The following is a 21884-nucleotide window of genomic DNA, read 5'->3' as shown; positions in this document are numbered from 1 at the left end:
GCTCCCTTCGGTCGCTCGCGGAGAGCGTACCCTACACCGCCTATATGGAGCGGACCGGAACTCGGTCACCAGGTGCCGTGGAACGTGTCGAAACCGATTTCGGATAACGGTTTGTTTCCAACGGCCGCGTCGTACTCCCCAGGGGTGAGAAGCGGTTTGTGGAATCGAGGGCCGTCGTCGGTCGTTATGCGGGGACAGCCCGTGTTGACGAAGGCGTCGAAATCGAAGTTTCTGAGTCGATCGGGTGTCACCTCGTCCAGGGTGATGAGGTAGGCGTCGTCGTTCTCGTCGAGAATCGCTTCGGCTTCGTCCCATCGACCCTGACCGATTTTGGTACAGAAGATGACGCCCCACGTTTTCGCGTCCATCGCCTTGTGAACGGCCGCGTACCGTTGCTTTACGAATTTCTCCGTATCGGCGAGGGTCACGACGTTATTCACCGGATCGGCGATAACGACGTCCTTTTCCGGATGTTCCATCGCCAATCCGAGCGGGTGGAACTTTCCACCACCGACGTACAGGATCTGCGGGGCGTCGACGTCAGCGCTCGCGTAGTTACAGCCCAGGACCTGTCCCTCGTGGGTCAACCGATCGTCGCCGCGTCGCGTTCGTACGCGGTAACCCCGCTCTTCGAGGAACGAACGCATTTCGTCGAACCGGTTCATGTGCTGGGCCGTCGTCACTAGTCCAACCTCCGAAGATTCGCTCGGTACTTCGAGGGTCGAGAGCGCTTCCTCCATAATCGGGAGGACGTCGACGTTCGAAAAGAGTGGAACGTAGATCACCTTGTCCGTCTCCTTCATCGGCGAGTGACCGAAGTGGACGAACACGTCGGATCGTTTCATCAAATACGTATCGAGATCACAGGCGCCGTAACATGGTTGGCCAGAGATGAGTACACGACACTCGACTAGATCGCGAATATCGTCGGCGACGCGAGGGGCTCTTCGTTTTAATCCCTCTGGGAACTGCAAACCGACCGTCTCAGCATCTCGTGCGTCGACCGCTTCGACGATGCGGTCGAGTTCGTAATCCCACTCCCGGTCGTGTTTCAACCGCATTCCCGTATTCCGCAAATCGCCCGGGCTGTAGGACGTATCCTCGCTCATTAGTTCCCGTATCGGTTACGAACGTAAAACGACGGCGTTTTCGGACTCGGTTCGGCCGACACCAGAGGAGCCAATTTTTCGACCACTGAGACAAATAATAGGATGTTTCGGGCACGCGAAGCCCGCCGGGTCTGACGGGCGCATGACGTTGGTTCGTTCACTGATATACACCCGGGCAAAAAGTCATGGTACTGGAGTCTAAACGGATCGCTAATGTCGTCACTTCCCGACCAAAGACTGTTCGACCTCTATCGCACGTACATAGGGGAACCGGACAGTGAGCGCGACGTCTACGTAGGTTTCGGGCTGTTCCTGTGTGGTATCGTCCTCGCAACCGTTGCACTGGTACTCTTCATCTGGAGTTCGACCTTCGAGGCGCGAACTAGCTCACACACCATGTGGGCCGAACCGGCCTACGCGCTCGGCATGTTGTCGTTGCCGATCGTGATGGTGGGAGTCGTTGTGTTGCTTCCCTCTGAGCGCAAGGTGATCGCGACCTCCTTCGCCGGTGCTGCCGTCGCGTCGATCGCGGTTGCCGGATTTCTCGTCGCGTATCCCGACGACTGGAACGGATACGGCGCCGATCACACGGTCGAAATCGTCACCATCTACGCGATCGGACTGACCGGATTAACCGCGTCCACCGGTGCGGCGCTCATCGCCCACTACCTCGATCTTGCACGACAGCTCGAACCGGCTCACGCTGACAGTGAAGAAGAACAGGCAGAACACTACACCGACGAAGAGATCGCCGCCGATATCGATGCGGCGATGGAAGACGTCGAACTCTCGTGGGGCGGCGTCGAGAAATCTGATAATACGACGTTGACGTTTACTGACAACGAGTTCGAAGAGGCAAACGTCGGAACGATGGGAGTGACGAAGACGCGATCGACCGGAGTTCAGAGTCAGGTAGCGGGTCTCAAAGGATTGAAAGGAGGTGAGGCGAAGACGGCCACCTCGGACAGCACCGTCGACGATCAGACGGCGAAGTTGAAAGAATTGCGAGAGAAAAAACAGGCCGAAAAACTCGCCACGAAGGACGGCGGCCCGCTCGATGGGGTCCGAAATCGGGTCGAACGTTCGATAGGGGCCGTGAAAGCCCAACTCGCCGGCGTGCGCAACCGGGTAAAACGTAATTAAATCCGCACCCTCACGAGTAATTGGCCAATTATTCTCCAACGTTTCAACAGGAATTAATTCACATAGATTTATAATCCGTCAGTCTCCTTGACCATATATGGCCAAAGGCCTAGACGTCGGAACGATGAACATCCTGTCGGCACAACAGGATGGTAACGACACCGTTTTCGTGCAGCAGCGCAACTCCTTCGTAGAAATCGAGTACTCGGATATGGCCGAGCAGATGCTTTCTCGAAGTGAAGTACTCCACATTCGCAAAGACGACAAAGTGTACGTCGTCGGTGACGACGCGCTGAACTTTGCGAACATATTCAACAAGGAGACCCGACGACCGATGTCCCAGGGGATCCTCTCGTCTGACGAGAAATCGGCGATCCCGATGATGAAACTCATCATCGAACAGGTCGTCGGCGATCCACAGTATCCGGACGAAAAACTGTACTTCTCCACGCCGGCCGACCCGATCGACTCGAACCTATCCACGCTGTACCACCAGAAGACGATCGAGTCGTTCCTCAACGATATGGGATACGACGCCGAACCGATCAACGAAGGAATGTCGGTCATCTACAGCGAACTCGCCGACAACAACTTCACCGGTCTCGGTATCAGCTTCGGTGCGGGGATGACGAACGTCTGTCTCGCCTACTACGCCGTCCCAGTGATGAAGTTCTCCGTCGCTCGCGGTGGCGACTGGATCGACGAGCAGGCGGCTCGTGCAACCGGAACGCCGGTCGACAAGGTCACCTCGATCAAAGAAGACGACTTCGAACTCGACTTCACGACGGACGTCGGTGGCGTCGAGGGTGCACTCTCGATTTACTACGAGAACCTCCTCGATTACGTCATCCAGAAGACGGTCTCGGAAGTCGACGAGGAGGACGTCGAAGAGGGTCTCGACATTCCAGTCGTCGTCACGGGCGGAACGTCGAGTCCGAACGGGTTCGAAGCCCTGTTCCGTGACCACCTCGAAGACGCGAACATCCCGTTCTCGATCAGCGGCGTCTCACACGCTGATGAGCCACTCTACAGCGTCGCTCGCGGTGGGCTCGTCGCTGCCAGGTCCGACGAGGACGTCGAACACGAAGAAGAGGAAGCCGAACCGGCACCCGCTAACGAGTAAGGCGACCGCTCGGTGCAATCACTTCGACGAACCGTACGTTCGATTCCTATTCTCGTCGGGACATACGATCGACGTTCGTGGCTGGAGTGTCGTCACCAACGTCGACATCCGTACGCCAACACTGTTGATTCGCTTACTGCTCGTAGAATCGTCTCATCGCGTCGCGCCAGGATTCCGGTTTCTCCCACTCGGCTTCGTGTTCGACGGGAACGTCGGCAAACCCACACCGCTGGCACGAGACGGTTTCGGAATCGGCCAGTGAAAGTCGCTCTAGCGGCGACTGACATCGGGGACAGTCGTCCATATTTAGTACTGAATCCCTATGATCTTAACTGTATGTGGTATCGCATTGGTGATTGTGAACAGACATGGCCTGATCGATAGCGTCCCGCGGTATAACTACAAAGCATTTGCAAAGTTATTAGTATGCAGATCATGTATCCCGAGGTATGAGCACGACCGCATCGACCGACCTCTCGAGCGCGATCGACGGCTGTCGACCCGAAGACGTAACCCCGATCAACCTCGCCGCTGAATCGCTCGAATCAACCGCTCCATCGTACCTCCTCGATCTGAAACGAGAGCTCGCCGACGAAGGACTCGTTCCCGCTCGGCTGACCATCGAGTCGACGTTCGACGACGAGTGTCCGCTTCGGGTCCAGGAGACCGCAGATCGCGTTCGCGGCTACGTCCGGGCGGCCTCGTTTCTCGGTGCCGGGACCGTCACGGTCGAGTGTAAGGCCGTTGCTGACGAGCAACTGGTTCGACCGGCGCTGGCCGCCTGCGCCGAGCGGGCCCAACGTGAGGGACTCCAGTTCGACGTGCACGGACCAATAGAACTCTAGCGCCGGAGATCGTCCGGTATATCGTGGCCAGTTGTGGCCGGTAGCTGGCAGTAGTGAGCAAAACTCGGTTTGGTCCAATACCCAACTATTTACCCGGCGAATCGTTGCTCGTTTCGAAAGGCCTAATCGCGCGCTCGCCCAGGATTTACTCAATGAGCCAGCACTTACCGGACGTCCAGGCCGACGCACCCGACGTAACCGTCGGATTAAGTCAGGTGGGCGTCACTGGAGTCGATAAACTCGTCAAAATCGCGAGAAACGGCGACCGACCGATTATTCTCACGGCCGAATTCGACGTGTTCGTGGATCTCCCAGCCTGGCGAAAGGGCGCCGACATGAGTAGGAACATGGAGGTGATCGACGAGATTCTCGAGGACGCGACCAGGGAAGAAGCCTACAGACCCGAGGAAGTCTGCGGGGACGCGGCGTCGCGACTGCTCGAAAAACACGAGTACACCACACGGGCAGAGGTTTCGATGAACGCCAAGTTCATGCAGCGCGAACGGACCCCAGAGAGCGACCGTGAGACCCAGCACACCGTCGACATCATCGCCTCCGCGACGGCGACCGACGAGGGAACGCGCGAGGAGATCGGTGCACGGGTCGACGGGATGACCGTCTGCCCGTGTTCGCAGGGAATGTCGACCGCCCGAGCGCGCCGAACCCTCGAAGACCTCGGCGTCGACGACGGGACGATCACCGCGTTTTTAGACGAAGTTCCCCAACCCGGCCACTCCCAGCGCGGGCACGCGACGCTAACGATCGAAGCAGACGGAGACCCACAGGTCGAGCTAGACGACGTGATCGACATCGCCCGAGATGCGATGAGCGCTCGAATTTACAACCTCGCGAAGCGACCCGACGAGGACCACATGACCTACGCGTCACACGCGGATGCGAAGTTCGTCGAAGACTGCGTCAGGGCGATGGCCGAAGGTGTCGTCGATGAGTTTCACCACCTCCCGGACGACGCCGTCGTCACGATGGCCCAGTCGAACGACGAATCGATTCACCAGCACAACGCACACGCCGAACGCGTCGTCGACGTCGGAACGCTTCGCAGAGAAGTGCGCGAAGAGTACTGACGAATAACTCAGAGTTCGAGGGGCGTTGCGTCGCTCCATTGTGGGTGAAATTCGTCGTAGACCTCCGTCGCAAATTCCGTGTCTTTGAGATCGATCATACCGAATATCTCACCCGTCGAGAGCGGATTCGGCACCTGAATGCAAACTTCCGACCCGTCGATAACGTTGAACGAGCCGGAGACGTTCTCCGAGGTACGGACGTCGAATCCATCTTTTGACTGTAAGGTCTGGCGGTATCGACGACCGACGCTCGGCGAGAGCGAATCGACCAGCGTACGGCTCATCAGGACGTCGACGGTTACGCCACGGTCGAGGGCAACCTCCAGATAATCGAGTACCTCGTCACCGACGGTCCTGACGTCGATCTGTGGTGACGGATCGGCGGCGACCATGACGATCGAATCGTCTGCCGCGGTGAGACGCTCTAACAGCAAGTCGAACGTGTCTTCGGGACCGATCGCCGCGGTCCAGAACTGCTCTTCGACGGGTTCGTTCGCGACCAGTTCGGAAGAGAGATCCTCGACGATCGACTCGTACTGGGCCGCCTTCTCGTCGAGCTCCTGTTTTTTGTCTTCGAGCAGTCGATCTAGCGCCGTCGATGGCTCTACGGCGACGTACTTCTTCGGACGACTCGCCGTCTGCGTGCGGACGAGATTGTACTGTTCGATACTGTTTAACACGTCGTAGACGCGTCCCATCGGGACGTCGCTCGCGCGCGACAACTCCTTAGCCGTTGTGGGACCCATCTGAAGGAGCGTTCTGTATGCCCGGGCTTCATACTCAGACAGCCCGAGGTCCCTGAGATTCGCCATACCCGAATTCAGCGGACACGCACTATTAAACAATTCGGTAGTTTGAGCTCGTTTGTAGTTTGAGGCCACTATCGTTCCGACTCATCGGTGGCCACCTCCCTGACGCGTGCGGCCAACTCGGCCGGACTGTCCGCACGCTCTGAGTGAACGGTACCGCGTTCGACGCGGGCCGTTCCCCGGGGGACCGAATCGTCGTTTGGAACGACGATTTTTCGGTGATCCGCAAGTCGCAGTGACGCCCGGTGGAGATCGGACCAGGCGTCGGATCCAACGCGGACGACGAGTGGGTCATCGATATACCGTCCGACGGTGTCGGCGTACGTGGCGACGTTCACACCGATTCCATCAGTGATACCAGCGAACGCTTCGAGCGCTGATCGGCCGACGGTCCGATACCGATCATCGTCGGTGAGGACCGATAATTCGAAGAGCGCATTCGCGAGTTCGGCGTTTCCTTCGATCGGGCGCAGCGGTCTGGAACGTTTGTCAACGTGTTCGGTCGGGCCGTCGACGAACGACGCTCCGTCTCGTAACCGATCGATCGTCACGTCGGCGACGGACCGTGCATCCTCTAGCGACTCCGTGCCGAGTACGCTGTGTGCGGTGAGTAGCGCGCGTAGCGTGCGAGCCTGGTCGAAGAGGAGACACCGAGGCGAATCGGACTCGAACAGCACGTGATCGACGACCCCGCCCGGCATCATCTCCGAGCGAAGCGATTCGAGGGCGGTACGTGCGCACCGTTTTGCCCGCCGGTCGTCCGTGTACGCGGCGAACGTCAACAGGGCATCGATCGCGAGCGCGTTCGCTCCCGCGTACACGGTTTCGTCCACCGGGTAGCCATCGGGAGCGACGCCGTTCGACGGACCGATCTCACCATCCCTGGCCAGTTGACTCGAGGCAAACCCGCCCGTGGGTCGGTCAGCGCCCTCGTTCGACTCGACCCAGAGCGTCGTACAGAGGTACTCGATGGACCGAGCAGCCGTCTGTCGATATCTCTCCGAACCGGTGTGAAGGTACGCGTTAGCGAACGCCCGAACGAGCGCCGCGGTGTCTTCGAGCCGTTTCTCGCGCTGGAGATCCGTCCAGTCGCGTTCGTGGGCGAATCGATAGAATCCGCCGTTCAGATCGTCGAACAGCGAATCAGCGATCGCGTCGAGTGACTCGCACGCCATCGACGTGTCGCGTCCGAGACAGAATTCGATTGCGCTCGGTACGGGAAACTTCGGGCTATCACCCCATCCGCCGTGTACATCGTCGTAGGTCGCATCGAGAACGCCGTAGAGTCGAGAGACGATCAAGGAGTCGAGTTCGCCCGACGGCGGGGTGTCCGGTTCGGGCGATTCCGTGACGTCGGGATTCTCGGACCACTCTTCGTGACGGGCCAGTGCCCGATCGAGAAAGTCCCGCATCTCGTCTGGTTCGAGATAGGTCGCTGCGTCGAGTATCGACCCGTCCGGAGCGAGCACAACCGTCGACGGAAAGCCGCCAGCGTTGTACCGGTCCCGAACGCGAGGTCTCCGTTCGGCGTCCACCCGAACGGGGACGAACGCGTCGTTTACGATCGCGGCGATGGGCGGGTCGCGATAGGTCGTTTCGTCCATCTCCGCACAGGGGCCACACCAGCTGGTGACGATCGAACACAACAACGGCGTTCCGAACTCGGTCGCCTCGTCGAAGGCCGCCGATCCCCAGGCGCGCCACTCGACCCGCGTGTCGTGTTCCATGGGAGTGTCGATGACTGTAGCCCGGGTAAGTCCATCGTTCGACGGAAACCAACGTTCAGACCGAACTGAAACCCAGCGGAGACGGAGATCCGTGCGAACTAAAGGGTTTTCACCGTGGGGAATCTACTGACGGTCAATGCTCCGGTGGATCCTCGCATTACTCGCGATTCCGTTTCTCGATGCCGTACTGCTCGGCGGAGTCATCGTCTACGTGGACGTGATCGGGTTCGTCGAGATGATCGCACTCGTCGTTCTCACCGGATTCATCGGGTTGTTACTCGTCAGGGCCGAGGGGAGACGGACGATGAGAAAGATCCAGCGGTCGCTCGCGGCCGGTGAACCTCCGACGAACGAATTGTTAGACGGAGCGCTGCTCATCGCGGCTGGTGCGTTCTTACTCACGCCCGGCCTGGTGACCGACGCGATCGGATTTCTCATCGTCATCCCGCTTACGCGAATTCCGATCAGGATGCTGTTGAAACGCCGCGTCGTCGTCCCGTACGTCGACACAAAGACCGACGGCTTCGCGACCGGCGCCGTCTGGACGGGCGGATTTCCCGATGGCGGTGGACAGTACGACGGCTGGGACTCGGACGGTTCGACCGTTACGCTCGGCGACGAATCCTACAGCGTGGATCCGGAGGACGTGACCACCGGGTCCGACGGATCGTACCGAATCGATTCCGACGGGGACGACGAACCGGACCGACCCTGACGCCGTCTCCCACTGTTCGACGCGAACGGAAAGAAACGTTTAAACATCCCACCCGGCTACCAACTGATGCAGCGGGCCAATAGCTCAATCAGGTTGAGCGCCACTCTGATAAGGTGGAGGCTCTCGGTTCAAATCCGAGTTGGCCCATATTCTTGCCGCGAGCAAACTCGCGAGCGGCAAGTCCGGAATCCGACTCAGATTTGAGCCCTGGAAGTCGCAGCCCGGGAGCGAAGCGACCCGGAACGTCTTCCTTCGGTTCAAGTCCGAGTTGGCCCATATTCATGCCGCGAGCAAACTCGCGAGCGGCGAGTATCGGATCGAACGCGGATTTCGAGAGTTGCGATTCCCACTCTCGGATTGTCCGTGTCACCGCAGATGTGAACGGAAACACCGCCTCGATCGACGAACGCTTTTTTCGATGAGCACCGTAGGCGACGTATGAGCGAATCGGAGGCGAGCGGCTCGGCCCAGTCGAACCGAGCGGGCGTGATCCTCGCCGGTGGACGCTCTACGCGCTTTGGCGATGGCGATAAGGCCTTCGCGAACGTCGACGGGGTGGCGATGGTACGACGGGTTGCCGACCGTCTCGCGCCCGTCGTCGGTGAACTCGTCGTCAACGGGCGAACCGACCAACGAGAGGGACTCGAGTCGGTGATGGGCGGCCATCCAAGTCCCGTCGAGATCGCTATCGACGAGACGCCAGATCGGGGTCCGATGGGTGGAATCGCTACGGGGCTTTCCGCGACGGACGCCGAATATGCCGCGGTAGTCGCGTGCGACATGCCGTTCGTCGATCCCACATTTTTGGCGTACGCCTTCGAGCGGGCCCGGGGATGCGACGGCGCGATCGCCAGACTATCCGATGGCTGGTTTCAAACGACTCAGGCGGTGTACCGAGTGGAACCGATGCGCGCGGCCTGCGAACGGGCGCTCGAAACCGGGGACGGGCGGATACTCGACGCAGTAGAGACGCTGGAGTACGCGGTGATCGAATCGGACGAAATCGACGATCCGGCCACGTTCGCGAACGTCAATACCCGCGAGGAGCTAGACGAGGCAGTCGAACGTATCCGACGGGACGGTGAGCGCTGAACGTTCTCGGAACGCTCGAACATTCGTCCCGAAGAGATCGGTTAACTTCGTTCGAGGACGTCTACGACCGTCGGTTCGATCATGCTGGCGAGAACGATCCGCGGAACGGAGACGCCGCGCGGCTTCGAATCGGCCAAATCGAGACGGTCGTCGATCCGACGAGCGATCTCACGTCCGATCGCTGCGTCCGACTCGTCGTCGACCTTGTTCAATACCGGGATGACCGTCGCACCAGCCGGCACCGATTTCAGCCCGCCAGCCGGATGGGTGAGCACCGTCGCGATCGTCTCCGACGTGATCGGCTGCCCACGGTCGAGACCGGTGAGTTCTGCGATACGTTCGGGCCGGTGAACTGTCTCTGCAGAGAGCGCCCGCCCGACGGCGTCGACGCTGGCGATCGGAAGGACGACGTCGGCGGTCGATGGAATCTGCGGTTCCCGTTCACTCGGTGCCTTGAACTCGCGAGTGCGAGCACCGTCCGCTTTGACGAGTACCGGTCCATCGTGCGTGGCGGCGATTTCGGAGACGATATCGGGTGCAAAGCCGAGGTATCGGTCACCCTCGCGTCCGGGAACGAGGCCGATCGGCCACGCGTCCGAGTGAGAGGCCGTCACCGAGAGCGGATCGTCACCGACGACGACCGATTCGACGATCCCGTCGAAGATTGGGATCCGAACCGTCGCGGTGAGAACGGCCCGATCGAGCCGATTCGCGAGCGTGTAGAGCGTCGTTTTCTTTCCCCCGGCGCCGACGACGCAGATGAGTCCCGCATCGGCTTCGAGAGCGCGTTCGAGTTCCATAGTCGGGATTCGATCGCACTCGTTATGTCGATTCCCCATCGATCGCCCAGCCGGCTCCAACCGGCATCACTCATCGACGGTCGAGTCTTTAGCACCCAACGAATCGTCGACGAAGGAATCAAGATCGAGGGCAGAGAGCGTCTGTTCGGTAGGGCAACCGGAGCGGTCCCAGCCCCGCTGGACGTAGTACGTATCGAGCAGCGACTCGAACGCATCCTGATCGACCGTTCCATCGACGAGCTCCGAGGGAAAGGCGTCGTCGCGACGGTCGAATCCTTCCCGGACGTTGAACAATCGGACGAGATTCCAGATGCGCTCGCCAGTCGAGTCGAGGTCGTGATACGGGACACCGACGGCGTCGAGCCACTCGGCGGCGTCGATCGATTCGCCGACGAAGTCGTCGGCGACGAGGCTCCAGCGAAGCGACCGCTCGTTCTGGGCCCGAACGATCGCGTCGACCGTCCGTGTTGCGTCCCAGTCAGCTTCGAACACCGCTCGTTCGATCGGTCGGGCCCGCCGGTGACAGCCGCCGCGATCGCTCGTGGCGTAGGCGAGCGCCATACTCGACGTGGCGCGCGGATCGTACGCGGGCAGGGATTGTCGTTTAACGGACGGAATGAACTGATCGCCACCGTAGCGCTCGGCTGCGACGTCGATACCCGCCGCCAGCGCCTCTCCCAGCGGTGACGATCGATTCCCGATTTCGAAGAGCAGGTCGCGGGCGTCGGACGGCGATCCGAACGAGAGGTCGCGGTCAAGGAAGCCGTCGTCGGCCGCTCGAATCGCCCACGCGATAGCGTTTCCGGCCTCGATCAGATCGACGCCAAGGCGGTTGCACCGGTGTCCGAGCCGGGAAATCTCCTCGAAGTCGTCGATACCGAGACCGGCGCCGAGGGTCATGGCCGTTGCGCCTCGCGGAACCGTCTCGCCTTCGTCAGTGTCGACGCGAAACCCACCGGGGATCGGTCCGTCACGTTCCCGTCCGGTGGCGACGTCGCGCGCCGCCTCGATTCCCACGCTCTCGGTGTCGTCGAACCCGCGCTCGCGCCACCCGTAAGACGAGAGGACGCCCGCCTCGTTCGCGAAGTCGACGGTCTCTACGGTCTCCGAGGTGGATTGCCAGATCCCGGTTTCGCTCTCGCGATACCGATCCGTCGCTCGCGCCCGCAACCGAGCCAGCACCGAGTCGGGTGTCGGCGGGTCGTCTCGAGCGACGACGGCCTTCAACCGTTTCGACCCCATGACAGCACCGGCACCACCGCGTCCGGCGTGGTGCGTCGCCTCGTCGGAGGCGATCGTCGCGAACGAGACCTCGTGCTCGCCGGCCGGGCCGATACACGCCACACTCGCGTCCGGGTGGCGACGGTCGGTCTCGACCGTATCCTCGCCCCACGATTCGGCCGGTTCGATGGAGACGGATCCATTCGCTACGTCCAGCCGAACCGGTCGACTGGCACGTCCGGTTACGAGTATACCGATGTGATCGCCGAGCGATCCGGCCAGCGCGGCGGGAAACTCACCACCTGCGTAGGAGTCGAGAAAGGTTCCGGTGAGCGGAGACTTCGTGATCGCCGCGTAGCGACCGTCGCCGGGAAGGTACCCGCTGAGCGGTCCGAGCACGAACCCCAAAACGTTCTTCGCACCGAGCGGATCGACGCCCGGCTCGAGTTCGTCGAAGAGATAGCGCGCCCCGAGACCCTTCCCACCGACGTACAATCGCCGCCAGCGCTCGGGAACCGGCTCCGACTCGACCCGCTCGTCGGTGAGGTCGACACGCACGATCCGATCGGGGGCACGCGGTGCCATACCTAACCGAATTCACAGCGACGGTAAAACGTTGTCCTCGCACGAACTCACCGCACAACGGCCCTGCGTTCGTACAACCCCCTGGGTTACCCTCAGTCGTCAGCCGGAGAGGTGCCAGTAGCGGGTTCGACGCCGACTTCGATCTCCGCGGCGGCGGCCTTGTACTCCGGTATTTTCGCTCGCTCGTCGAGAACGTTGTTCGTCAACCGGTTCGCCGAGGCGGCAGCAAAGTGCGGGGTCGTCCAGATGACACCCTCTTTGATATCCTCGGTAACCTGGGCGCGGACGGTGATCTCCCCGCGTCGCGATCGGATCGTAACCTCGTCGCCGTCTTCGACACCGTATTTCGCGGCGTCGTTCGGATGAATGTCGACGAAGTTCTCAGGGTGCTGGCGCGAGAGCGTCGGGGATCGACGACTCATCGTCCCCGTGTTGTAGTGCTCTTCGAGTCTGGCGGTCGTGAGGATGAGCGGATACTCCTCGTCGGGCGTCTCCTTCGGCGGTTGATGGGTGACGCCGACGATCCGACCGAGTCCGTTCTCCGTGTCGAACGTCTCCTCGTAGAGGTACTGATCGCCCTCGTCACCCTCCTCGTAACAGGGCCACTGGATACCCTCCTCTCCGAGCGCCTCGTACGTCATACCGTGGTAACTCGGACAGACCCGACGTAGCTCTTCGAACACCGCTTCCGGCTCGTCGAAGTCGAAGTGTTCGTCGCCGTCGTCGAACAGTCGACGGCCCACCTCACAGACGATGTCGAGATCGTGTCTGGTGTTCTCGTGGACGTTCGCTACCGGTCGCATCAACTGGACGCGCCGGTCGGTGTTGGTGACCGTCCCGCCCCGTTCGGCCCAGCTCGTCGCCGGGAGTACCACGTCGGCGTACTCCGCCGTCTCGGTCATGAAGATGTCCTGGACGACCATGAACTCGAGATCGTTCTCGATTCGCTCGATCGCGCGGTTTGCGTCCGGTTCGCTCATCACCGGATTCTCCCCCATGACGTAGAGGCCGTGGATCGACGAACCGATCGCGTCCGAGATCTCGACGTTCGTCAATCCCGGCTCTGCAGGGACGTCGAATCCCCAGACGTCCTCGACCGACGCACGTGCCTCGTCGTCGTCGACGAGCTGATAGCCCGGCAGGACGTTCGGCATCGCTCCGACGTCACAGGTACCCTGGACGTTGTTCTGCCCGCGCAGTGGATTGACGCCCGTGCCAGGTCGGCCGAGGTTCCCGGTGATGAGCGCGAGATTGATCTCGTTCTGGACGTTGTCGACCCCGCAGGCGTGCTGGCTCATGCCCATCCCGGTGAAGATGGCCGCGTTGTCGGCCGACGCGTACGCCGCCGCGGCTCGCTCGATCTCCTCGAGCGGGACGCCGCAGGTTTCGGCCGCGGCTTCGGCGTCGAAGTCGGCGAGGGTCTCGACGAGGTGGTCGAACCCTTCGGTTCTTTCCTCGACGAACTCCTCGTCGATCCAGCCGTCTTCGGGATGAGACTCGTGGTGGTCGAGGATCGTCTTGATGACGACGTTCAACAGCGGGATATCGGTGCCCGGTTCCAGCTGGAGGTGCTGGTGACGGTCGGTCTCGTCGATCTTGAACGAGCGCGTCGTCTTGTTCGCGTGCGGGTCGACCTGGATCACCGTCGCCCCGTCGAGCACAGCCTGTCGGAAGTACTGACTGTTCGCGATCGGGTGCTGTTCGCCCGGGTTGGCCCCCTGAATCCAGAGGACGTCGGCCGCTTCGCGCAGGTCGGCCATGCTGTTGGTCATCGCCCCGGCGCCGAGACTCGTCCGGAGGGCCCAGACCGTCGAGGCGTGACACATCCGCGTGCAGTTGTCTACGTTGTTGGTTCCGTACCGACGCGCGAGCTTCTGGAGGAGGTAGTTCTCCTCGTTCATCACCTTCGAGGAACCGAAAAAGCCCATCGCGTCGGGTCCGTACTCGTCCCGGATACGACCCATCTCGGCGACGATGCGTTCGTAGGCCTCTTCCCAGGACGCTTCGCGAAACTCGCCGTCTTCCCTGACGAGCGGGTCGGTTAATCGGTCCTCGTGATCTACGACCTCCGTCGCCGCTCCGCCTTTGATACAGATGCGACCCTCGTTCACCGGCGCATCGCCCCACGGGACGAATCGCATGTCGCCGGGCTCCTCGCCTGACTGTACCTTGATCCCGCAGCCGACGCCGCAGTACGGGCAGATCGTCTTCACCGGGTCTGTGTCCTGAGTTGCCATAGTATCTCCTCGAACGCCTGGCCGGCCGATCGGTCAACCTAGAGGTGCCGTCCGAGCGGGTATGAAACTTTCTCTCATACCCAGCAACTCGAATTTGTCGACGGCTCGCTGTCTGGGATCCGGTAAACACCCTCGATACACCTACTGGATGAACAGCTGAAGGGAACCTCAGTGGAAGGAAAACGTTCACGCCGATCGCAGGCCACCGAACCGTATGGAGCTAACCGGAGAGCGAATAGAGACGCTGGCGAGCGAATACGAGCAGCGTCAGCCGCTCGCCGACATCGAGCGAGAACACCTGGACGTACTTCCCCGGACCCTCGCGAGCGGCGACTATGGATGGCGCGACGTCGAGTGGATCGTCCAGTGGTACTACAGGCGCTTTCTCGGCGCGCACCCCGACGAAGGGCGCCGCGCGGGCGAAGAGTCGTTCGGGAACAACGAGTACGAAGCCGTCCACGCGGCCGTATCGACCGCGGTCGATGAATCCGAAGTGGAACCGACAATCGAGGCGCTAACCGACCTGTCCGGAGTGGACGTCTCGATCGCGAGCGCGTTCGCCCAGTTTCTCGATCCGTCCGCTCACCTCGTGATGAGTTGTGCGGAGTGGACCGTCCTCTACGAGCACGGTGAACTCGACGAACGGTATCCCGACGCGCCGAGCGTCGCGACGTACCGGCAGTACCTCGATCGATGTATCGCCCTGAGAGCGAGGGGAGACTTCGATCTCCAGACGGTGTACACCGCTATCTGGGTAGCCTGGCATCGCGACTCTTTCAACGGGTAATTTCAAATTGTAGTTTCCAGTTCGCGCGGGCGTTCACAACGCTAGAACAGGCCGCTCACGTTGCCGTCAGTGTCGACGTCCATTCCGGCGGCGGCTGGTTCGCCGGGGAGACCCGGAAGCGTGAGAACGTCGGCCGTGAGGACGACCAGAAATCCGGCCCCGGCGGACGGATAGATGTCTCGCACTTCGAGCGTCCAATCTTCGGGGACACCTTTCAGGCTCGGATCGTCGCTCAAGGAGTGAAACGTCTTCGACATGCAGATCGGCACGTCGTCGAAACCGAGGTCGGTGAGTCGCTCCAGGTCGGACTCGGCGCTGCTGTGAAATTCGACGCCGTCGGCACCGTACATCTCGGTCGCGACCGTCTCGATCTTCTCGGCGATCGGCACGTCGAGGTCGTAGAGCGGACGGAACGTCGAGTCGGTTTCGGCCGCGGTGACCAGCTTCTCGGCGAGTTCGACGCCACCCGCACCGCCCGATTCGAACACTCGCGATTCGGCGACGTCGACACCGAGTTCGGTCTCACAGTGGTCGCGGACGGCGGCGATCTCCGCGTCGGTATCGCCCGGGAAGCGGTTGATCGCCACGACGACCGGGACGCCGTACTGTGTTAGGTTTCTGACGTGTGCGTCGAGGTTCGAGAGACCGTCGCGGACGGCGTCGACGTCCTCGGCTTCGAGCGCGTCGAGGTCCGCCGGCCACATGTTTTGTCCGTGGTACTTGAGCGCCCTGACGGAGGCGACGAGCGTGATCGCATCGGGTTCCATATCCGCGAACCGACAGACGATGTTCATGAACTTCTCCGCGCCGAGATCGGACCCGAATCCCGCCTCCGTGACGACGTAGTCGCCGATGTGTCTCGCGACTTCGTCCGCCAACAACGAGTTCGTCCCGTGGGCGATGTTCGCGAACGGCCCGCCGTGGACGAGCGCCGGGGTGCCCTCGATCGTCTGAACCAGGTTCGGCATCAGCGCGTCCTTCAGCAGGACGCAGACGGCGCCCGTCGCGTCGATGTCGTCGGCGGTAACGGGCCTTCCGTCGCCATCGTACGCGACGATCATCCGACTCACGCGAGCTTTGAGGTCGTCGATACCGTCTGCGAGACAGAGAACGGCCATCAGTTCCGACGCCGCGGTCAGGACGAACCCGTCTTCGCGCGGGACGCCCGTGACCGATCCGCCGAGTCCGACGACGGTCTCGCGCAGGACGCGGTCGTTCATGTCGATCGCCCGGGGCCACTCGATTTGATTGACGTCGATATCCAGGGCGTTTCCCTGTTTGATGTGGTTATCGAGCATCGTCGCGACGAGGTTGTGCGCGGCGGTGAGCGCGTGGAGATCTCCGGTAAAGTGGAGGTTGATATCCTCCATCGGCAACACCTGCGAGTAGCCGCCACCTGCGGCACCGCCTTTCACCCCGAAGACCGGTCCGAGTGACGGCTCGCGGATGGCGACCAGGGCGTCCGTTCCGATCCGGTTTAACGCCTGTCCGAGCCCAACCGTCGTCACCGTTTTTCCCTCGCCCATCGGCGTCGGAGTCATCCCGGTGACGAGTATCAGTTTGCCGTCATCGTCGTGTTCGGTACGGATCCGATCGATGGTCTCGAACGGAAGTTTCGCAACGTGATCGCCGTAGAGCGCCAGGTCCTCGCGGGAGAGTCCGTACGGTTCTACGACGTTCGCGATGTGTTCGATGTCGGTCGATCGAGCGATCTCGTAATCGGTCGGTACGCTCGGGTCGGAGGCGTCGTCTGTGGGCATGGTTTCGGGAGTATTTCTGCGGTGACACCATCAACGTTGGCGTCGGATACGCGAATCGTTCGATACGTCGGGTGCAGTCGGTAGCGCGTCGGTGCACCGTCGAACTCGACCGGCGCTATCGGTCCTGGATCGGAACGTCACAGTGCAGCGCCAGTCCGTGTTTCAGACACTCGATTCGGATCGGTTCGTCGTAGGTGATCGAGACGCAATCCATCGCTCTGACGTAGCGGGTCGCAGCCGATCCCCTCGACGGGACGGGCCTGATCAACCCCGCCTCGTTCAGTATTTCGAGTTTTCGATAGACGCCGCTCGTCGATAATCCACGCTCTTCGACGAGATCGCTCGCCGACTTCGGCTCTTCGAGTGCGGCGTACATCGCTCTGGCGTCCGGATCGGAGAGGACCTCGACGATGAGCGGAGGATCACAGCCGTCGGTCCCATCCTGGGCCATCAGATTGCACGGATGTGCGCCGGTGGATGCCGTGGACATACTCGTATCTGCGTGACGGATGGGGTTAGTGATGGTCCGTTAATCCCACGCGCTGGGAATCCACCCCTGTACGTCGAGTTTTACGATCACCCCGAAGGACACGTGTAACGTTCAGCATCCGACAGCTACTGCCGATCGGTATACCGTCGTTCGGGACAGTAGTGCCAATAGTAACATTAGTATCGATACTATCTCGGAAATCGATACGACAGTTCCACGGAAGGGAGTACATATGGTCCAACGCGAACCGTCCCTTCGACGCGCAGGATCGCCGGTCGAAAACGTCGCATCCGACGTCGAAAGAGAGGGGTTGACGGAAATCGCCAGCGGTGTGCTCCGGTGTTCGTCCGAAACGGTCGAGGAGACGTTCGATCCCACGGAGCGGGCGCTCGCAGCGCTCTACGTTGCCAGTCGGCGCTCAGAGGGCCCCGAACTTTCGGTGACCGATTCGTGCGAGTTGCTCTCGATCGATCCGGCGGCCGTCACGCACGCCGTTGATACGATCCAGCGCTCGGTCTCGCTGCCCGCTCCGGCGGACGAGCGACGACGACTGCGCCAGACCATCCTCGCCATCACCGAACTCCTGAGCGCGAAGGAGCGAGGGCTATCGAACGGTCCTCGGCTCCGCGGACCGGCGTTCGAGGTGGCCGATCCGTCGATCGTCGCCGCGTGTGAAACACCGCTCGACTCGATCGATTCGGACGCACTGAGAACCCACCGCCATCGGTTGAGCGAGGACCTGGAACTCGCCCGCCTCGGGACCGATCTATACGTTCAGGTGCGAGCGGGAGCGGAAATCGACGAGCGCACCGAACGGTAAGTGCTTCGTCATCCCGTCCGTGCCGAACGCGACGACCGACTCCAACCTGCACGCGTAGGGAACGTCTCCCCTACGAATCTCCGTACTCGAGTTTGTGCCTGAACGCTCTGAGCGCGTTCACACCGCGGTCGGTCAGGTGAACCAGCCGGCGGCGGCCAACCTGCTCGACGGTGACGTAACCGTCGATTTCGAGGGGTTTCACGACGTGCGTATCGAGCAACCTGAACGCTCCCTTCTCGGTCGAGGGTGACCGATCGGAGAGAAACGAGAGCTCGGTATCGCGTGCGTAGGCGATCACGTCCTTCTTCTTCGGGTGCGTCGTTTCGAACCGGTCGTCGTGAGCCGCCGGATCGGCGAGAAAGTCCATGATCGCGATCTGATCACGGGAAGGCGAATCGATCGGATAGATCGGTATCTCGGTCGTCTCCGAAACGCCAGACGTAATCGGCCGATCGATACCGTCGTAGGCGGTGGTCTCCGGTTCGACGTGATACGCCGTCGCGTCGGTCGAGACGTCCATACACGCGATAGTCGCGCCGATGGCCGGAATCGTCCCGGCACCGGAGACGTTGACGTAGACGTTGTCACCCTCGTGAGACGCCGCCAGCGTGGTGACGTCGCCGAGAACGGCGTAGACATCCGTGAAATCGGTTTCGATGACTGAAACGTCGCGAACTACCGACTCGACGGCCGATCGCAGGTCGTCGAAGTACGACGGAACGGCTCCGTCGTCTTCGGAGACGAGCAGGTACGCGACGTCCGCACGCTGGCGTTCGATCGGATCGAACACGCGATCGTACTCGAATCCGACCGGGACGATGTGAACTCGCTGTTCGACGTCCATACTCGGTCGTTGTCGCCGAACGGGTTAATTACTCTGACTGTCGGCCACGCCACCGAGTCCGTTCGAGTCGAGGCAAAACGAGACGTACCGCTCAATCGTCGGCCACGGCAACGTCTGGACGGTACGTCTCGCTGATCGCCTTCCACCGGTTCGTCCGAAATCGCCAGTAGTTGATCGCCGCCGGGACGCTCGTTTCGGCGACGAATGCGAGATACAGACCCCAGTATCCGAGCGGCGTCGTCGCACCGAGGTAAGCGAGCGGGATCGCGACGCAGAACATCCCGAGAAACTGACTGAAGAAGGGAACGCGTGTGTCACCGCTCGCATCGAGCGGACCGGCGGCGGCGCCAGCGACGCCCTGGAACAGGACGGCGACGCACGCGGCGTAGACCAGATCGGTCGCGATCGGAATCTCCGGGCTGGTCGGGTCTTCGGCGAAGAGGACCACGATGTGTTCTGCGAATATCGCGATGAGAACGGCCGAAACGAGGTAGGTGGCGACCGAAAACCGGATAATCTCGCGTCCGTACGCCTCCGCCGTTCGCTCGTCGTTCTTCCCGAGCGCCTGTCCGACGAGACTCGACGAGGCGAGACCGAAGCCCCAGCCGGGCGTGTTCATGATACCCCAGATGCGTCGGGCGATGACGAACGCCGCCACGGTGTTCTCGCCGAAGATGTCGAGGATTCCTAACATCGGGAACTCGGCGGTGGTCCAGACGAGATTTCTCGCGCCGACGGGCGTCCCGATGACGACCAGATCGTGAATCGTCGCGGGATCGACGTACGAGCCGACGGGATCGATCTGGACGGGAAACGCACCGATACCCGGGAATCGTCCGCGGGCGAGTCCGATGGCGAACGCGGCGGTTACGGCGACGTTCGCGAGGACCGTTCCGAGCGCTGCACCGGCAACACCCCAGTCGAGACCGAAGATAAACACCGCGTTGAGGCCGATGTTCGCGAGCGCACCGGCCGCACGCACCTGCATCGCCGTGTAGGCGTCGTCGGAGCCGACGAGGACGCGACTCCCAACGAGGTTCAACCCCGCGAAGGGGACGCCGAGGCCGACGTACTGGAGGTAGGTGGCCCCGTAGGCAACCGCCCGTTCGTTGCTGCTGAGCAGCGAGACGAGTTCTGCGGGAAACACCCAGAAGACGACCACGACGGGGAGGCTTATGACGACCACGAGGAGCGTGCTGGCTCGGACTGCGAGTCCGAGTTCGTCGTACGCCTTGGCACCGTAACGCTGGGAAACTAGCGCGATCGTTCCGCCGGCGACGCCACCACCGATGGCGAACGCCAGCCCCCAGAACGGACCGGCGAATCCGACACCGGCAACGGCGGACGTACCGACGGCCACACCGACCATCGCGACGTCGACGGCGCTCTTTGACATCCGCGCGATGCCGGTCACGACGCGTGGCCAGGCGAGCGCCGTCGTCTGAACGGCGCGCTCGCGGTCTAAGAGACCAAGGCGAGCGAGCGCGAGTCCGACGGCCAGTATCGTGAGCCGGACGGGGTTCGGGAACCGTGTCACGGAGAACGATAGGATCCTTTCGAACACCGAACAAAGATAGTTCACCCACCGGCAATGCCGTCCGACTCACGGGAGCGCCAACACGTGAACAGGTAGCAACCGACACCGAAGATCTCAGGGCGGCCGAACGAAGGCGTCGATACGGCCCCAGTGAACGAGCTATGAACACGATGAATCGAACAGGTTCGACGCTCTCTCCAGTTTCACTTTCACCATGGTTTGGTCGAACTTTTACCCCACTGATGTGGAGTCGGTAGCAGACACGATGGAACTGTCACTCACCCACCCCGTCACCGGAAGCTGTCCGGAGTGTCACACGCCGATACCAACGTCCAGAGTCCTCATCGAGTACGAGAACGATGGGATGAGCGCTTGCTACGCCGAGTGTCCGAACTGTACCGACGTGGTCACACCGGAATCCTGAAATCCGAGAGACGAACACCCGGTCCACCGGCCACCGACTCAACCCTCGTCCACGAGTGAGCTGTATACGCGATCTGCGTCAGCAGGCGTGTCGAAATCGTGGTAATGATCGCCGCGTTCTTTCGAGAGGATATTGAGCGCCGCCGCGGCACCGTCGCCCGCCGAGATGACGGCCTGCCACTCCTCGGCTCGCACCATCGCCCCCGTCGCGTACAGATCATCGATCGAGGTCTCCATCGTCACGTCGACGTCGACGACCCCATCGTCGAACGCACACCCGATGGATTCGGCGAGATCACGGTTGGCACCCGTCGCGAGGACGACGTACGTAGACTCGTCGGATCCGCCGTCCGTCTGGACCGAGAAGCCATCGTCGCCGGTCGATATCGATTCGACGCGTTCGCCCTGGTTGCGCTCGACCCCGACCCAGTCGACCTGATCGCGCATAACTTCGAGGAGCGTCGAGCCGTCGGCCGAGCCGATGCCCGGGAAATTAAAGAGGTGTGCCTTGTGCATCCACGTCTCGTCCGCATCGTAGAGCGTCGTCTCGAGCCCGTTCTTGGCCGTAAACAGTGCACAGGACAGTCCAGCCGGACCGCCGCCAACGATTGATACGTCTGACATAGGTGAGCGTATATCGTCCACACTGATAAACGTCAGCACAGAGCATTGGCGTTACGTTCGTAGATCGACGGCGCGAGCCCGACTCCAGCACGGCAGACGGACGAATGC

21 protein-coding genes and 1 tRNA gene are annotated in these 21884 nt (G+C 61.5%); 10 read left to right on the top strand and 12 right to left on the bottom strand.

Annotated elements, in window-relative coordinates:
* Positions 1-65: 65 nt before the first annotated feature.
* Complete coding sequence (dph2, locus tag NKH31_RS15140) at positions 66-1109, bottom strand: diphthamide biosynthesis enzyme Dph2 (RefSeq protein WP_254862627.1); 1044 nt, start codon at positions 1107-1109, stop codon at positions 66-68.
* Between the two features lie 213 nt (positions 1110-1322).
* Here dph2 and NKH31_RS15135 point away from each other — a divergent pair, with 213 nt between their 5' ends.
* Positions 1323-2252: a cell division protein CdpA domain-containing protein gene (locus NKH31_RS15135; protein WP_254862626.1), complete on the top strand. Its 930-nt coding sequence runs from the start codon at positions 1323-1325 to the stop codon at positions 2250-2252.
* A 97-nt stretch (positions 2253-2349) separates the two neighbouring features.
* Positions 2350-3375, top strand: a complete 1026-nt coding sequence (locus tag NKH31_RS15130) for a disk-shape morphogenesis protein volactin (protein ID WP_254862625.1) — start codon at positions 2350-2352, stop codon at positions 3373-3375.
* 133 nt (positions 3376-3508) lie between these two features.
* Here the strand turns inward: NKH31_RS15130 and NKH31_RS15125 are convergent, their stop codons facing one another.
* Positions 3509-3679 carry a hypothetical protein gene (locus NKH31_RS15125; protein WP_254862624.1) on the bottom strand — a complete coding sequence of 57 codons (171 nt, stop codon included), beginning with the start codon at positions 3677-3679 and terminating at the stop codon, positions 3509-3511.
* A gap of 145 nt (positions 3680-3824) precedes the next feature.
* Here NKH31_RS15125 and NKH31_RS15120 point away from each other — a divergent pair, with 145 nt between their 5' ends.
* Both NKH31_RS15120 and mptA read left to right on the top strand, forming a co-directional pair.
* A complete protein-coding gene (locus NKH31_RS15120; RefSeq protein ID WP_254862623.1) occupies positions 3825-4220 on the top strand; it encodes a DUF7961 family protein in 396 nt (131 codons plus the stop codon).
* Between the two features lie 152 nt (positions 4221-4372).
* Positions 4373-5305, top strand: coding sequence for a GTP cyclohydrolase MptA (gene mptA, locus NKH31_RS15115; RefSeq protein ID WP_254862622.1), 933 nt, complete (start codon positions 4373-4375; stop codon positions 5303-5305).
* Positions 5306-5313: 8 nt separating this feature from the next.
* Here mptA and NKH31_RS15110 read toward each other — a convergent pair whose 3' ends face one another.
* Both NKH31_RS15110 and NKH31_RS15105 read right to left on the bottom strand, forming a co-directional pair.
* A complete protein-coding gene (locus NKH31_RS15110; protein WP_254862621.1) occupies positions 5314-6117 on the bottom strand; it encodes a TrmB family transcriptional regulator in 804 nt (267 codons plus the stop codon).
* Positions 6118-6185: 68 nt separating this feature from the next.
* A complete protein-coding gene (locus NKH31_RS15105) occupies positions 6186-7841 on the bottom strand; it encodes a DUF255 domain-containing protein (RefSeq protein ID WP_254862620.1) in 1656 nt (551 codons plus the stop codon).
* A 136-nt stretch (positions 7842-7977) separates the two neighbouring features.
* Between NKH31_RS15105 and NKH31_RS15100 the strand changes: the two genes are divergently transcribed.
* The 3 genes from NKH31_RS15100 (at position 7978) to mobA (ending at position 9648) form a co-directional block, all read left to right on the top strand.
* Positions 7978-8556: an FxsA family protein gene (locus tag NKH31_RS15100; protein ID WP_254862619.1), complete on the top strand. Its 579-nt coding sequence runs from the start codon at positions 7978-7980 to the stop codon at positions 8554-8556.
* Between the two features lie 73 nt (positions 8557-8629).
* Positions 8630-8703, top strand: a tRNA-Ile gene (locus NKH31_RS15095).
* 291 nt (positions 8704-8994) lie between these two features.
* Positions 8995-9648, top strand: coding sequence for a molybdenum cofactor guanylyltransferase (gene mobA / locus NKH31_RS15090; protein WP_254862618.1), 654 nt, complete (start codon positions 8995-8997; stop codon positions 9646-9648).
* Positions 9649-9689: 41 nt separating this feature from the next.
* Here mobA and yqeC read toward each other — a convergent pair whose 3' ends face one another.
* The 3 genes from yqeC to fdhF all read right to left on the bottom strand — a co-directional run bounded on the left by yqeC (position 9690) and on the right by fdhF (position 14491).
* Complete coding sequence (gene yqeC, locus NKH31_RS15085; RefSeq protein ID WP_254862617.1) at positions 9690-10448, bottom strand: selenium cofactor biosynthesis protein YqeC; 759 nt, start codon at positions 10446-10448, stop codon at positions 9690-9692.
* A gap of 66 nt (positions 10449-10514) precedes the next feature.
* A complete protein-coding gene (locus tag NKH31_RS15080; RefSeq protein WP_254862616.1) occupies positions 10515-12254 on the bottom strand; it encodes an aldehyde ferredoxin oxidoreductase family protein in 1740 nt (579 codons plus the stop codon).
* A 92-nt stretch (positions 12255-12346) separates the two neighbouring features.
* Positions 12347-14491: a formate dehydrogenase subunit alpha gene (gene fdhF, locus NKH31_RS15075; protein WP_254862615.1), complete on the bottom strand. Its 2145-nt coding sequence runs from the start codon at positions 14489-14491 to the stop codon at positions 12347-12349.
* Between the two features lie 214 nt (positions 14492-14705).
* On the opposite strand from fdhF, the gene NKH31_RS15070 reads away from it, so the two are divergent.
* The gene (locus NKH31_RS15070) at positions 14706-15278 is read left to right on the top strand and encodes a hypothetical protein (protein WP_254862614.1); all 573 of its coding nucleotides are present in this window, start codon (positions 14706-14708) and stop codon (positions 15276-15278) included.
* 41 nt (positions 15279-15319) lie between these two features.
* Here NKH31_RS15070 and NKH31_RS15065 read toward each other — a convergent pair whose 3' ends face one another.
* The gene (locus NKH31_RS15065) at positions 15320-17038 is read right to left on the bottom strand and encodes a formate--tetrahydrofolate ligase (RefSeq protein WP_254862613.1); all 1719 of its coding nucleotides are present in this window, start codon (positions 17036-17038) and stop codon (positions 15320-15322) included.
* 115 nt (positions 17039-17153) lie between these two features.
* Positions 17154-17528: an ArsR/SmtB family transcription factor gene (locus tag NKH31_RS15060; protein ID WP_254862612.1), complete on the bottom strand. Its 375-nt coding sequence runs from the start codon at positions 17526-17528 to the stop codon at positions 17154-17156.
* Between the two features lie 232 nt (positions 17529-17760).
* On the opposite strand from NKH31_RS15060, the gene NKH31_RS15055 reads away from it, so the two are divergent.
* Positions 17761-18348 (top strand): hypothetical protein, encoded by a 588-nt coding sequence (locus tag NKH31_RS15055; protein ID WP_254862611.1) that lies wholly within the window; start codon positions 17761-17763, stop codon positions 18346-18348.
* Between the two features lie 70 nt (positions 18349-18418).
* Here NKH31_RS15055 and NKH31_RS15050 read toward each other — a convergent pair whose 3' ends face one another.
* A complete protein-coding gene (locus tag NKH31_RS15050; protein ID WP_254862610.1) occupies positions 18419-19192 on the bottom strand; it encodes an HFX_2341 family transcriptional regulator domain-containing protein in 774 nt (257 codons plus the stop codon).
* Between the two features lie 91 nt (positions 19193-19283).
* Positions 19284-20729, bottom strand: a complete 1446-nt coding sequence (locus tag NKH31_RS15045; RefSeq protein WP_254862609.1) for an MATE family efflux transporter — start codon at positions 20727-20729, stop codon at positions 19284-19286.
* Positions 20730-20994: 265 nt separating this feature from the next.
* Here NKH31_RS15045 and NKH31_RS15040 point away from each other — a divergent pair, with 265 nt between their 5' ends.
* Entirely contained in the window at positions 20995-21153 is a 159-nt protein-coding gene (locus NKH31_RS15040; protein WP_254862608.1) for a DUF7837 family putative zinc-binding protein, read from the top strand.
* A 38-nt stretch (positions 21154-21191) separates the two neighbouring features.
* Here NKH31_RS15040 and NKH31_RS15035 read toward each other — a convergent pair whose 3' ends face one another.
* Positions 21192-21776 carry an FAD-dependent oxidoreductase gene (locus NKH31_RS15035; RefSeq protein ID WP_254862607.1) on the bottom strand — a complete coding sequence of 195 codons (585 nt, stop codon included), beginning with the start codon at positions 21774-21776 and terminating at the stop codon, positions 21192-21194.
* Positions 21777-21884 lie beyond the last annotated feature (108 nt).

The sequence above is a fragment of the Halovivax gelatinilyticus genome (assembly GCF_024300625.1).
In the GTDB taxonomy this organism is placed as follows: Archaea; Halobacteriota; Halobacteria; order Halobacteriales; family Natrialbaceae; genus Halovivax; species Halovivax gelatinilyticus.
This window is presented reverse-complemented; position numbering and strand designations above follow the sequence as displayed.

What these genes read in the sequence shown, in the direction of transcription:
- NKH31_RS15040 (WP_254862608.1), top strand. Translation starts at nt 20,995, where the DNA reads ATGGAACTGTCACTCACCCACCCCGTCACCGGAAGCTGTCCGGAGTGT.
- mptA (WP_254862622.1), top strand. Translation starts at nt 4,373, where the DNA reads ATGAGCCAGCACTTACCGGACGTCCAGGCCGACGCACCCGACGTAACC.
- NKH31_RS15080 (WP_254862616.1), bottom strand. Translation starts at nt 12,254, where the DNA reads ATGGCACCGCGTGCCCCCGATCGGATCGTGCGTGTCGACCTCACCGAC.
- mobA (WP_254862618.1), top strand. Translation starts at nt 8,995, where the DNA reads ATGAGCGAATCGGAGGCGAGCGGCTCGGCCCAGTCGAACCGAGCGGGC.
- fdhF (WP_254862615.1), bottom strand. Translation starts at nt 14,491, where the DNA reads ATGGCAACTCAGGACACAGACCCGGTGAAGACGATCTGCCCGTACTGC.
- NKH31_RS15120 (WP_254862623.1), top strand. Translation starts at nt 3,825, where the DNA reads ATGAGCACGACCGCATCGACCGACCTCTCGAGCGCGATCGACGGCTGT.
- NKH31_RS15100 (WP_254862619.1), top strand. Translation starts at nt 7,978, where the DNA reads ATGCTCCGGTGGATCCTCGCATTACTCGCGATTCCGTTTCTCGATGCC.
- NKH31_RS15055 (WP_254862611.1), top strand. Translation starts at nt 17,761, where the DNA reads ATGGTCCAACGCGAACCGTCCCTTCGACGCGCAGGATCGCCGGTCGAA.
- dph2 (WP_254862627.1), bottom strand. Translation starts at nt 1,109, where the DNA reads ATGAGCGAGGATACGTCCTACAGCCCGGGCGATTTGCGGAATACGGGA.
- NKH31_RS15060 (WP_254862612.1), bottom strand. Translation starts at nt 17,528, where the DNA reads ATGTCCACGGCATCCACCGGCGCACATCCGTGCAATCTGATGGCCCAG.
- NKH31_RS15050 (WP_254862610.1), bottom strand. Translation starts at nt 19,192, where the DNA reads ATGGACGTCGAACAGCGAGTTCACATCGTCCCGGTCGGATTCGAGTAC.
- yqeC (WP_254862617.1), bottom strand. Translation starts at nt 10,448, where the DNA reads ATGGAACTCGAACGCGCTCTCGAAGCCGATGCGGGACTCATCTGCGTC.
- NKH31_RS15070 (WP_254862614.1), top strand. Translation starts at nt 14,706, where the DNA reads ATGGAGCTAACCGGAGAGCGAATAGAGACGCTGGCGAGCGAATACGAG.
- NKH31_RS15135 (WP_254862626.1), top strand. Translation starts at nt 1,323, where the DNA reads ATGTCGTCACTTCCCGACCAAAGACTGTTCGACCTCTATCGCACGTAC.
- NKH31_RS15130 (WP_254862625.1), top strand. Translation starts at nt 2,350, where the DNA reads ATGGCCAAAGGCCTAGACGTCGGAACGATGAACATCCTGTCGGCACAA.
- NKH31_RS15110 (WP_254862621.1), bottom strand. Translation starts at nt 6,117, where the DNA reads ATGGCGAATCTCAGGGACCTCGGGCTGTCTGAGTATGAAGCCCGGGCA.
- NKH31_RS15105 (WP_254862620.1), bottom strand. Translation starts at nt 7,841, where the DNA reads ATGGAACACGACACGCGGGTCGAGTGGCGCGCCTGGGGATCGGCGGCC.
- NKH31_RS15065 (WP_254862613.1), bottom strand. Translation starts at nt 17,038, where the DNA reads ATGCCCACAGACGACGCCTCCGACCCGAGCGTACCGACCGATTACGAG.
- NKH31_RS15035 (WP_254862607.1), bottom strand. Translation starts at nt 21,776, where the DNA reads ATGTCAGACGTATCAATCGTTGGCGGCGGTCCGGCTGGACTGTCCTGT.
- NKH31_RS15125 (WP_254862624.1), bottom strand. Translation starts at nt 3,679, where the DNA reads ATGGACGACTGTCCCCGATGTCAGTCGCCGCTAGAGCGACTTTCACTG.